The organism is Streptomyces sp. NPDC045022 (genome assembly GCF_056432605.1).
Map to the genome: position 1 here is coordinate 95,864 of NZ_JBWKIR010000024.1, position 11,174 is coordinate 107,037.

Genomic DNA, 11,174 nt, shown 5'->3' on the forward strand with positions numbered 1-11,174 from the left:
CGGCGCACAGCACGACCTGGCACGATATTCAGGTGACCGCACCGCTGACTCCGCCTCCGCCGCCGCACGAGAACTCCCCGCACCAGGTCTGGCAGGCGTCGCCACCTGCCGGGGCGCCGGGCGCGGGATCGTACGAACAGGACGGCCCCGGCATGAAGACCGAAGTGCGGGAGGCCGCCGTGATCACGGTGGCGGTGGCGCTGGGCGGGCTGCTGCTGGGGTTGCTGTGGTGGTGGCTGGCGCCGCACGTGCCGCTGGTCGGTGACGAGGTCGACCGGAGCTGGGTCGTCTACATAAAGGACACCGAGGGGGAACAGGCGGCCGGGGTGGACGGCACGTTCACGCTGCTGGGTCTGGGCTTCGGGCTGGTCAGCGCGGTCGTTGTCTTCCTGCTGCGGCGACGCGGGGGTGTGCCGCTGGTCGTCGCCCTCGGCCTCGGCGGGTTGCTCGGGTCGTTGCTGGCCTGGCGGCTGGGGGTGTGGCTGGGCCCCGGGTCGGACGTGCTCGCGCACGCTAAGGCCGTGGGCGAGGGCGTCACGTTCTCGGCGCCGCTGAGGCTGGGGGCGAAGGGGGCGTTGCTGGCCTGGCCGCTCGCCGGGCTGCTGGTGCACCTGGGGCTGACCGCGCTGTTCGGGCCCCGGGACCCGGAGCCGCCGTATCCGCAGGCCTGACCCCGGGGCTTCGGCCCCCGGAGTGGGCCCTGCCGGTCAGCCTCGCCCGATGGGCGCGAGCACCGCTGCCGTCAGCTTCGCCAAGTCTGTCGGCGCCAGTTCGACCTCCAGGCCCCGCCGTCCCGCCGACACGCAGATCGTCGGATGGTCCTCCGCCGAGTCGTCGAGGACCGTCGGCAGCTTCTTGCGCTGGCCGAGCGGGGAGATGCCGCCGCGGACGTAGCCGGTCGTGCGCTCGGCGAGGCCCGGGTCGGCCATGGTCGCCCGCTTGCCGCCCACCGCCGCCGCGAGGGCCTTCAGATCCAGGGAGCCGGCCACCGGGACCACGCCGACGACCAGCGCGCCGTCCACGTCGGCGACCAGGGTCTTGAAGACGCGGTCGGGGGAGACGCCCATCGCCTGAGCCGCCTCCTCGCCGTAGGAGGGGTGGGCGGGATCGTGGTCGTAGGCGTGGACCGTGAAGTCCACGCCCGCCGCCGTCAGGGCCACCGTGGCGGGCGTGGCCCCGGACTGCTGCTGCTTCTTCGGCTTCTTCGGCATCGGGGTGTCTCGGCCTCGGTCTTCCCGGTCGTGCTCTTGCTCAGTTCAGGCTCGTCGGCGTCCGCGTCAGCTCGAACGCGGGCAACGACGGCAGATTACGGATGATGGCCGTCTCCGAGCGAAGGAGTTTCAGCTCGTCCCGCAGACGGGACGCGGTGTCCGGGGCCTGGAGCAGACGCTGCTTGGTGGGGGTGTCGTGCACCATCGCCGCGGCCACCAGGTACGACACCACGCTCGGGTCGTCCGGCAGGTCGGCACCGCTGGACAGCGAGCGCTCGCGGGCGCCCGCCAGGCGCTTCTGGTACTGCCGGAAGGACCGCAGCACTCCCTCGGCCAGCGCGCCGGCCTCGTCGCCGGGATCCTCGGGCAGCTCCTCCAGCTCCGCCGTCAGGAACGGACCCGAGGCGTCCACGGACAGCAGCCGCACCCGGGTCGTACCGGTGGCCAGTACCTCGAACGTGCCGTCGGCCCGTTCCCGGATGGTCGCCGCGTCCGCCACACACCCCACCCCGTGCACGGCCTGCAGGGGGTCGGGGCCGAAGCCCGCGGCCGGGCCCCGCTCGGGCTGTGCCGTGGGATCCGGCATGCCCGGGGCGCTGGGCGCCACCTCGTGACCGTCGCGGATGGCGACGACGGCGAACCGGCGCGGTTCCTCCTCGGGGGTCTTGAGCAGGTCGCGCATCATGGCGCGATACCGCTCCTCGAAGACGTTCAGCGGCAGCACGAGCCCCGGGAACAGCACCGAGTTCAGCGGAAAGAGCGGGAGACGGACGGTGGTCACGGCGCCCCAGCCTAGTGGTCATCGGCGGTGGCGTGTCCGCGGTGCTCGCCGAGGGGGTCCTGGGACGCCGGTATCAGCCCGGTCGGGACGGGCCGGGGGCCGCCCGTCAGAAGGTGTTCGCGCAGGCGCAGGAAGTGGCCGAGAGGGTCGTCCGAGAACCGCTCCCAGGGGAAGGACGTGGCGTACGGGCCGATCAGGCGCAGCTGGCCGCGGGCGTCCTCCCAGCGGTCCAGCCGCATGAGGACGTACAGGAGCTTGTTGCGGACCTCGGCGGGCCACGGGTCGGCCGCCGGGAACCGGCCGGAGAGCGCGACCGCCCGGTCCGCCGCCGCGTCCAGCCGCCGGCGCGGCACCTCGGGGCCGCAGCCGTCGGTCAGGCAGCCGAAGGCCGCCCGGGCCGGCAGTGCCTGCACGAGCGAGTCGGCCGGGGCGTCCTGCGCGGCCCGGTCGGCGAAGTCGAAGCACGCGGGGTGCGAACCGTGCCGGAAGGTCGCCAGATAGCTCAGGGCGGCCACATGGCAGCCGTAGTGGTGCGGGGCGCGCCGGACCGCCGCCTCCCACAGCTCCTCGAAGTACCGGTGCCCGGCCCGGGAGCCGCGCGCGTGGTCCAGCGCGATCCGCCAGGGCACCGGGTCGCGGTCGTCGGCGCGGGCGGCGGCCGTGATGAGCGGGCTCACCTCGCGCAGCAGCTCGGCGCGGGCCGGGGAGGGCCAGACGCGGTCCACCGCCAGCTGGGTGCCGAGCAGGAGGACGTCGGGGTCGTCGGGGGTGGCCGCGCGCCACTCCTGGAACCACTCGGGGCGCGAACGGGCGAAGGCGGCGAGGCGTCTGACGTACCGGTCGCGGTTCTCCCACTCGGCCGCGGCGCGGGTCGCGGCCAGCAGCCCGGCCGCGGCGGTGTACTCGCCCCGGCCGGCCGCGACCAGCGCGGGCGAGAGGCGGTCGTCGGGCGCGTCGAGCACGGCCTCGTCCCCGGCCGGCGGCCGGCCGGGGAGGCGCGCGGAGCGTTTGGTCATCCGGGTGGGGCGGATGAACGAGGGCAGCAGAGCCATGGTGTCGACCATTGAAAGACCGCAGGTCGCGGTCGCGCCAGAGGGTTGGGAGAAGTCACGGAAGGTTGCACGGCCGATGGTCAAGGGCCGGTAAAAGGTGACTGTTCAACCATTGTGGTGAATGTGTCGGCGAATGGTGAATTTTCGGTGATGGGGAATATTCCCGGCGACCGGCGACCGGCGACCGGCGACCGGCGACCGGCGACCGGTGTCCGGTGTCCGGCGTCAGCTGCGTCGGAGCAACCGCGTCGCCCCCGCCGCCACGGTCGTCGCCAGTATCCAGCCGAGCAGGACCAGCACCGCCGCCAGCCACTGCCAGCCGCCGCGCAGCTGCCACTGGCCGGCCTGGCCCAGGTCGATCACCGGCAGCAGCAGGTCCAGGCTGAACAGCGCCGGACTCCAGGTCGGATGGCCGTCGTGGTTGACCGGCGGATGCTCCGCGTGCGCGAAGGCGAGTGTGCCCGCCGCCCACAGCACCGCCATCCACACCGCGGCCCGGCCTGGACGGTAGCCGTAGGCGACCGTCCAGTCCTGGACGTAGCCCCAGAACTTCCCGGCCAGCGGAAGCGTCTCGCGGCGCCGGCGCTGCTTGGCGAGCAGCACCTCCCGCGCGTCCTCGTCCTCGCCCGCCGCACGCAGCACCGAGGCCAGCCGTTCGTACGGCTCCGGGGCGTACTCGGCGGTGGCCGCCGCCACCCAGTCCAGGCGCCGGGTCAGCGGGAAGGGGCCCTGGGGGACCAGGTTCTCGTAGCTGAACCCGCCCATGTGCAGGCTGCCGGCGTCCGGCCAGCTGTTCGCGCGGTCGACCAGGTTCACGATCCGCGCGCCGGACAGCACCACCTTGCCGCGCTGCGGCCGGTCCCCGAGGAAGCGCAGCTCGGGCGTCTGCACCCGGCGCAGCGACAGCTCCTGGTCCTCGGTGAAGGCGAACCGGGCCCGCTCCAGGTCGACGGCGTCCCCGAACCGCCCGTCGTCCAGGCGCACCCCGCCCCGGCACTCGAACCGCTGGATGCGTGTCCCGCGCGCGGGTGTCGTGCCGCTCAGCAGCGGGCTGCCCACGCCGGCCGGGGTCAGGTACAGGGTGCGCTCGACCGTCAGCTGGGGCGCGTTCAGGGCGAGCCGGGAGTAGGGGTTGGCGAGTCTCGCGCCGCGCAGGCTGAGCGAGACCCCGACCTTGGCGCCGCGCAGGCTCAGCTCGCCGTGCGACTCCAGCAGCTCCGCCTGCAGGTCCTGGCCGACGGTCATGCCGTCCGCCGCGATCGACCGGCCGCTGCGGTCCCGGTAGACGACCGCCTGGTTCAGCATCAGATCGGTGCCGATGTGCGCGTCGGTCAGCCGGACCCCGTTCTGGAAGCGGCAGCGGGGCAGATGCAGGTCGCCCTCGGTGTGCACCCGGGCCGCCTCCAGGCGCGGAACCGAGCAGTCCACCAGGCGCACGGTCGTGAACCGGGCCTCCGGCAGCCGGACCTCGTCGTCGAAGCGGCAGCCGCGCAGCTCCACGTACGGCGTGACCGTGCCGCCCGCCAGATCCAGCGTGTCGGCGATCCGGACGCCGACGAGCTTCAGTGCGGACACCCGGCCCGCGAGCGCGGGCGGGCCGTCCAGCAGCAGCCAGCAGACGATGCGCGCCCGCACGGTCCGCTCGGGCCCCCAGGGATGGCCGCCGTGCGGATCGTCGGCGGCGGCGTCCCCGCTGCTCAGGTCGTACACGCTGCCGTTGCGGAAGGCCTGCCACATGCCCGCCTCGGCCGCGGTCAGGTCGTCCGGCAGGTCCCCGGCGTGGATGCCGGCCCCCTCGGTCACCGCTCTGCCTTCTCCCTCGCCCGTTCGGGCTACTCGTGAGTCACCTGTGTCGTACAGGCGTTCATGCCCGGTGCGTGACGCCCGGAACACAAGACGTGAAGGTGATCTTCCAGGTTCCGGCCAGCCTATGTACCAGTCATTGGCCCACGTTCTGTATCAGCCATTGATACGCGCGAACGGCTCCCGACGCCGGTCTGAGAGAATTGGGACTGTGATTTCCCGAATCGATCTGCGCGGCGACGCCCTCCCCGAGGGCCCCGCCCTGCGCGACCTGCTGCCCCGAGCCGACTTCGACGTTCAGGCCGCCCTGGAGAAGGTGCGTCCGATCTGCGAAGCCGTGCATCATCGGGGCGACGCGGCGCTGATCGACTTCGCCGAGAAGTTCGACGGAGTACGGCTGGATTCCGTCCGTGTCCCGGCCCAGGCGCTGACCGACGCGCTCGACGCCCTGGACCCGGCGGTGCGCGCCGCCCTGGAGGAGTCCATCCGCCGTGCCCGCCTGGTCCACCGCGAGCAGCGCCGTACGACGCACACCACCCAGGTCGTGCCGGGTGGCTCCGTGACCGAGAAGTGGGTGCCGGTCGAGCGCGTCGGTCTGTACGCGCCGGGCGGCCGCTCGGTCTACCCGTCCTCCGTGGTGATGAACGTGGTGCCCGCGCAGGAGGCCGGCGTCGAGTCGATCGCGCTCGCCTCGCCGCCCCAGGCGGACTTCGGCGGGCTGCCGCACCCGACGATCCTCGCCGCGTGCGCCCTGCTGGGCGTCGACGAGGTCTACGCGGCCGGTGGCGCCACGGCCGTCGCGATGTTCGCGTACGGCACCGAGTCCTGCCTACCCGCGAACATGGTCACCGGCCCGGGCAACATCTGGGTCGCCGCCGCCAAGCGCTACTTCACCGGCAAGATCGGCATCGACGCCGAGGCCGGCCCGACCGAGATCGCGATCCTCGCCGACGAGTCGGCCGACCCGGTGCACGTGGCCTCGGACCTGATCAGCCAGGCCGAGCACGACCCGCTCGCGGCGGCGGTGCTGGTCACCGACTCCGTCGAGCTGGCGGACGCGGTGGAGAAGGAGCTGGAGCCGCAGGTCGCGGCCACCAAGCACATCGAGGACCGGATCCGCCCGGCCCTCGCGGGCAGGCAGTCCGCGGTCGTCCTGGTCGACGGCATCGACGAGGGCCTGCGGGTGGTCGACGCCTACGGCGCCGAGCACCTGGAGATCCAGACGGCCGATGCGGCCGCCGTGGCCGACCGGGTGCGCAACGCGGGCGCGATCTTCATCGGCCCCTGGGCCCCCGTCTCGCTCGGCGACTACGCGGCCGGGTCCAACCACGTCCTGCCCACCGGCGGCTGCGCCTGCCACTCCTCGGGCCTGTCCGTCCAGTCCTTCCTGCGTGGCATCCACATCGTCGACTACACGAAGGACGCGCTGGCCGAGGTCGCGCACCACGTGGTGACGCTGGCGGAGGCGGAGGACCTGCCGGCGCACGGCGCGGCGATCAAGGCGAGGTTCGGCTGGAAGGTTCCTGAGGACAAGTGACCGGCAACCCCTCTGCGTCCCCCTGGGACGAGCTCCCCATCCGCGACGAGCTGCGCGGCAAGTCCCCCTACGGCGCGCCCCAGCTGGACGTGCCCGTACGGCTGAACACCAACGAGAACCCCTACCCGCTGCCCGAGCCGCTGGTCGAGCGGATCGGGGAGCGGGTGCGGGAGGCCGCCCGCAGCCTGAACCGCTACCCCGACCGGGACGCCGTCCAGCTGCGCACCGAGCTGGCCGCGTATCTGACGAAGACCGGCAAGTACCCGCTCGGCACCGAGAACGTGTGGGCGGCCAACGGCTCCAACGAGGTCATCCAGCAGCTGCTGCAGACCTTCGGCGGACCGGGCCGCACGGCGATCGGCTTCGAGCCGTCGTACTCGATGCACGCGCTCATCGCGCGCGGGACGGGCACGGGCTGGATCTCCGGTCCGCGGGGCGAGGACTTCACGATCGACCTGGCCGCCGCCGAGCGGACCATCGCCGAGCACAAGCCCGACGTCGTCTTCATCACCACCCCCAACAACCCCACCGGCAACGCGGTCCCGCCGCAGACGGTCCTCGCGCTGTACGAGGCGGCCCAGGCCGCCAAGCCGTCGATGGTGATCGTGGACGAGGCCTACATCGAGTTCAGCCACGGCGACTCGCTGCTGCCGCTGCTGGCGGGCCGCCCGCACCTGGTCGTCTCCCGCACGATGTCGAAGGCGTTCGGCGCGGCGGGACTGCGTCTGGGCTATCTCGCCGCCGACCCCGCGGTGGTGGACGCCGTGCAGCTGGTACGGCTGCCGTACCACCTCTCGGCGATCACCCAGGCGACCGCCCTGGCCGCGCTGGAACACACCGACACGCTGCTGGGGTACGTCGAGCAGCTGAAGGCCGAACGGGACCGGCTGGTCGCCGAGCTGCGTGCGATCGGCTACGACGTCACCGAGTCCGACGCGAACTTCGTGCAGTTCGGCCGGTTCGCGAACGCCCACGAGGTCTGGCAGAAGATCCTCGACCGTGGCGTGCTCGTCCGGGACAACGGCGTACCGGGGTGGCTGCGGGTGTCCGCCGGGACCCCCGAAGAGAACGACGCGTTCCTCGACGCGGTACGGGAACTGAAGAAGGAGCTTGAGGCATGACTCGCGACGGCCGCGTCGGAAGAATCGAGCGCACCACCAAGGAGACCTCGGTCCTCGTCGAGATAGACCTCGACGGCACCGGGAAGACCGACATCGCCACCGGCGTCGGCTTCTACGACCACATGCTCGACCAGCTCGGCCGGCACGGCCTGTTCGACCTGACCGTGAAGACCGACGGCGACCTGCACATCGACTCCCACCACACCATCGAGGACACCGCCCTCGCGCTGGGCGCCGCCTTCAAGCAGGCGCTCGGCGACAAGGTGGGCATCTACCGCTTCGGTAACTGCACGGTCCCGCTGGACGAGTCGCTGGCACAGGTGACGGTCGACCTGTCCGGCCGCCCCTACCTCGTGCACACCGAGCCCGAGAAGATGGCGCCGATGATCGGCGAGTACGACACGACGATGACCCGGCACATCCTGGAGTCCTTCGTCGCCCAGGCGCAGATCGCGCTGCACGTGCACGTGCCGTACGGGCGCAACGCGCACCACATCGTGGAGTGCCAGTTCAAGGCGCTGGCCCGGGCGCTTCGTTACGCGTCCGAGCGTGACCCGCGCGCGGCCGGCATCCTCCCCTCGACGAAGGGCGCGCTGTAACCATGACCGGTCTGTCGACCCTCCTGATCGTCGTCGGCCTCTTCCTGGCCGGCGGGATCATCTCCTTCGTCAAGCAGAAGATGCCCACGAGCCTGATCGTGCTGGTCTCGTTCGGCGCGGCCCTGTGCCTCGTCGCGGGCGTCATGCGGCTGGAGGTGTGGAATTGAGCGCTGCCAAGCGAGTAGTCGTCTTCGACTACGGTTTCGGTAACGTCCGGTCCGCCGAACGCGCCCTGGCGCGCGTGGGCGCCGACGTCGAGATCACGCGCGACTTCGGCAAGGCGATGAACGCCGACGGCCTGCTCGTGCCGGGCGTCGGCGCCTTCGCCGCCTGCATGCGGGGGCTGCGCGACGCGCGCGGGGACTGGGTCGTGGACCGCCGGCTGTCCGGCGGGCGCCCGGTCATGGGCATCTGCGTCGGCATGCAGATCCTCTTCGCGCGCGGCATCGAGCACGGCGTGGAGGCCGAGGGCCTGGACGAGTGGCCCGGCACGGTGGCGCCGCTCCAGGCCGACGTCGTGCCCCACATGGGCTGGAACACCGTCGACGCCCCGGCCGGCTCGCAGCTGTTCGCGGGCCTGGACCCGGACGCCCGCTTCTACTTCGTGCACTCCTACGCGGTCCAGGACTGGACCCTGGAGGCGCACAACCCGTTGATCGAGGCTCCCAAGGTCACCTGGTCGACGCACGGCAAGCCCTTCGTGGCCGCCGTGGAGAACGGCGCCCTGTGGGCCACCCAGTTCCACCCCGAGAAGTCCGGCGACGCCGGCGCCCAGCTCCTCACCAACTGGATCGGAACCCTGTAGACCATGGCCAAGCTCGAACTCCTTCCCGCCGTCGACGTCCGCGACGGCCAGGCCGTACGCCTCGTGCACGGCGAGTCCGGGACCGAGACCTCGTACGGCTCCCCGCTGGAGGCCGCCCTCGCCTGGCAGCGCTCCGGTGCCGAGTGGCTGCACCTGGTCGACCTGGACGCCGCGTTCGGCACGGGTGACAACCGGAGCCTGATCGCCGAGGTCGCCAAGGCCATGGACATCAAGGTGGAGTTGTCCGGCGGCATCCGCGACGACGACACCCTCGCCGCCGCCCTCGCCACCGGCTGCACCCGGGTGAACCTCGGCACCGCCGCCCTGGAGACCCCGGAGTGGGTCGCCAAGGTCATCGCCGAGCACGGCGACAAGATCGCGGTCGGCCTGGACGTGCGCGGCACGACCCTGCGCGGCCGCGGCTGGACCCGAGACGGCGGCGACCTCTACGAGACGCTGGACCGCCTCGACAAGGAGGGCTGCGCCCGCTACGTCGTCACCGACATCGCCAAGGACGGCACCCTCCAGGGCCCGAACCTGGAGCTGCTGAAGAACGTGTGCGCCGTCACCGACCGCCCGGTCGTGGCCTCCGGCGGCGTGTCGTCCCTGGAGGACCTGCGCGCCATCGCCGAGCTGGTGCCCCTCGGTGTCGAGGGCTCCATCGTCGGGAAGGCGCTGTACGCGAAGGCCTTCACCCTGGAAGAGGCTCTGGAGGCGGTGGCCCGGTGAGCGACGTACGACGCGTGACCACTGGCGCGCCCTGGGAGGACGAGTTCGGCTACTCCCGCGCGGTGGAGCTGCCGAACGGACTGGTGCTGGTCTCGGGCTGCACGTCCATCGTGGACGGGCAGATCGCCGGGGGCGGCCCGTACGAGCAGGCGATCAACTCCTTCAACGTCGCGCTGGCGGCGCTGGAGCAGGTGGGACTCGGCCGGGACGACGTCGTGCGGACGCGCATGTACCTCACGCACGCCCGGGACGTGGAGGAGGTCGGCCGTGCTCACAAGGAGTTGTTCGACACCGTCCGGCCCGCCGCGTCCATGATCATCGTCTCCGGTTTCGTGGACCCCAGTCTGGTTGTCGAGGTCGAGGTGGAGGCGTTCCGAGGAGTATCCGCATGACCTTGGCCGTACGAGTCATCCCCTGCCTGGACGTGGACAACGGCCGGGTCGTCAAGGGCGTCAACTTCCAGAACCTGCGCGACGCGGGCGACCCCGTCGAGATGGCGAAGGTGTACGACGCCGAAGGGGCCGACGAGCTGACGTTCCTGGACATCACCGCGTCCTCGGGCAACCGGGAGACGACCTACGACGTCGTGCGCCGCACCGCCGAGCAGGTCTTCATCCCGCTGACGGTCGGCGGCGGGGTCCGCACCGCCGAGGACGTGGACAGGCTGCTGCGGGCGGGCGCCGACAAGGTGGGCGTGAACACCGCGGCCATCGCCCGCCCGGACCTGATCCGGGAGATCGCCGAGCGCTTCGGCCGGCAGGTGCTGGTCCTGTCGGTCGACGCGCGGCGGACCGAGTCCGGTTCCTTCGAGGTCACCACCCACGGCGGCCGTCGCGGCACCGGCATCGACGCCGTCGAGTGGGCGCACCGGGCCGCCGAGCTGGGCGCGGGAGAGATCCTGCTCAACTCGATGGACGCGGACGGCACGAAGGACGGCTACGACCTGGAGATGATCGCCGCCGTCCGCAAGCACGTCACCGTCCCGGTGATCGCCTCGGGCGGCGCGGGCAAGCTGGCCGACTTCCCGCCGGCCGTCGAGGCGGGCGCGGACGCGGTGCTGGCCGCGTCGGTCTTCCACTTCGGCGACCTGCGGATCGGCGAGGTGAAGCAGACGCTGCGGGAGGCGGGCCGGCCCGTCCGCTAGGGCCTGTGTGAGGTCGTGATCATTCTCGGGTTCTGGTCCCATGCGGGGGTGGGACCTGGTAGGACGCTGGGTGTGACACGTACGCAACTCACCGACAAGCAGTGGGAGTTCATCGAGCCGTACCTGCCGTTAGGCGAGTACGGTCCGTACCCCGAGCGGCTGCGGGAGCAGTTCGAGGGGGTGATCTGGCGGTTCCGGTCCAGCGCCCAGTGGCGCGAGATGCCCTGCGAGTTCGGACCGTGGCCGACGGTCTACGGGCGCTTTCGCGTCTGGCGGGACGCCGGAGTCTTCTCCGCCCTTCTGGAAGGCATGATCGCCGAGGCCGCTCGCCGGGGACAGACGGACTTGTCCCTGGTCAGCGTGGACTCCACTACGGCCCGCGCCCACCACGA

General features: G+C 72.0%; 14 protein-coding genes. 10 read left to right on the forward strand and 4 right to left on the reverse strand.

Annotated elements, in window-relative coordinates:
• Positions 1–32: 32 nt before the first annotated feature.
• Positions 33–671 (forward strand): AAA family ATPase, encoded by a 639-nt coding sequence (locus AC07C1_RS32075; protein ID WP_478944723.1) that lies wholly within the window; start codon positions 33–35, stop codon positions 669–671.
• A 36-nt stretch (positions 672–707) separates the two neighbouring features.
• Here the strand turns inward: AC07C1_RS32075 and ybaK are convergent, their stop codons facing one another.
• From ybaK to AC07C1_RS32095, 4 genes are all read right to left on the reverse strand, one after another.
• Entirely contained in the window at positions 708–1,211 is a 504-nt protein-coding gene (gene ybaK / locus AC07C1_RS32080) for a Cys-tRNA(Pro) deacylase (protein ID WP_478944724.1), read from the reverse strand.
• A gap of 40 nt (positions 1,212–1,251) precedes the next feature.
• Entirely contained in the window at positions 1,252–1,992 is a 741-nt protein-coding gene (locus AC07C1_RS32085) for an LON peptidase substrate-binding domain-containing protein (RefSeq protein ID WP_478944726.1), read from the reverse strand.
• 11 nt (positions 1,993–2,003) lie between these two features.
• The gene (locus tag AC07C1_RS32090) at positions 2,004–3,056 is read right to left on the reverse strand and encodes a hypothetical protein (RefSeq protein ID WP_478944728.1); all 1,053 of its coding nucleotides are present in this window, start codon (positions 3,054–3,056) and stop codon (positions 2,004–2,006) included.
• A 213-nt stretch (positions 3,057–3,269) separates the two neighbouring features.
• Positions 3,270–4,847: an oxidoreductase gene (locus tag AC07C1_RS32095; RefSeq protein WP_478944730.1), complete on the reverse strand. Its 1,578-nt coding sequence runs from the start codon at positions 4,845–4,847 to the stop codon at positions 3,270–3,272.
• Positions 4,848–5,058: 211 nt separating this feature from the next.
• Between AC07C1_RS32095 and hisD the strand changes: the two genes are divergently transcribed.
• From hisD to AC07C1_RS32140, 9 genes are all read left to right on the forward strand, one after another.
• Entirely contained in the window at positions 5,059–6,384 is a 1,326-nt protein-coding gene (gene hisD, locus AC07C1_RS32100; protein WP_478944731.1) for a histidinol dehydrogenase, read from the forward strand.
• Complete coding sequence (locus AC07C1_RS32105; RefSeq protein ID WP_478944732.1) at positions 6,381–7,505, forward strand: histidinol-phosphate transaminase; 1,125 nt, start codon at positions 6,381–6,383, stop codon at positions 7,503–7,505. The genes hisD and AC07C1_RS32105 overlap by 4 nt, the downstream gene beginning before the upstream one ends.
• A complete protein-coding gene (hisB, locus tag AC07C1_RS32110) occupies positions 7,502–8,104 on the forward strand; it encodes an imidazoleglycerol-phosphate dehydratase HisB (protein ID WP_478944733.1) in 603 nt (200 codons plus the stop codon). The genes AC07C1_RS32105 and hisB overlap by 4 nt, the downstream gene beginning before the upstream one ends.
• Positions 8,105–8,106: 2 nt before the next feature.
• A complete protein-coding gene (locus AC07C1_RS32115; protein ID WP_478944734.1) occupies positions 8,107–8,271 on the forward strand; it encodes a hypothetical protein in 165 nt (54 codons plus the stop codon).
• Positions 8,268–8,909 carry an imidazole glycerol phosphate synthase subunit HisH gene (gene hisH / locus AC07C1_RS32120; protein ID WP_478944735.1) on the forward strand — a complete coding sequence of 214 codons (642 nt, stop codon included), beginning with the start codon at positions 8,268–8,270 and terminating at the stop codon, positions 8,907–8,909. The genes AC07C1_RS32115 and hisH overlap by 4 nt, the downstream gene beginning before the upstream one ends.
• Before the next feature lie 3 nt (positions 8,910–8,912).
• On the forward strand, positions 8,913–9,638 hold the full coding sequence (priA, locus tag AC07C1_RS32125; RefSeq protein WP_478944737.1) for a bifunctional 1-(5-phosphoribosyl)-5-((5-phosphoribosylamino)methylideneamino)imidazole-4-carboxamide isomerase/phosphoribosylanthranilate isomerase PriA: 726 nt from the start codon (positions 8,913–8,915) through the stop codon (positions 9,636–9,638).
• Positions 9,635–10,030 carry a RidA family protein gene (locus AC07C1_RS32130; protein WP_478944739.1) on the forward strand — a complete coding sequence of 132 codons (396 nt, stop codon included), beginning with the start codon at positions 9,635–9,637 and terminating at the stop codon, positions 10,028–10,030. Before priA ends, AC07C1_RS32130 begins: the two co-directional genes overlap by 4 nt.
• Positions 10,027–10,782: an imidazole glycerol phosphate synthase subunit HisF gene (gene hisF / locus AC07C1_RS32135; RefSeq protein WP_478944740.1), complete on the forward strand. Its 756-nt coding sequence runs from the start codon at positions 10,027–10,029 to the stop codon at positions 10,780–10,782. Before AC07C1_RS32130 ends, hisF begins: the two co-directional genes overlap by 4 nt.
• Before the next feature lie 72 nt (positions 10,783–10,854).
• A partial coding sequence (locus AC07C1_RS32140) for a transposase (RefSeq protein ID WP_478944741.1) occupies positions 10,855–11,174 on the forward strand: 320 nt, incomplete at its 3' end.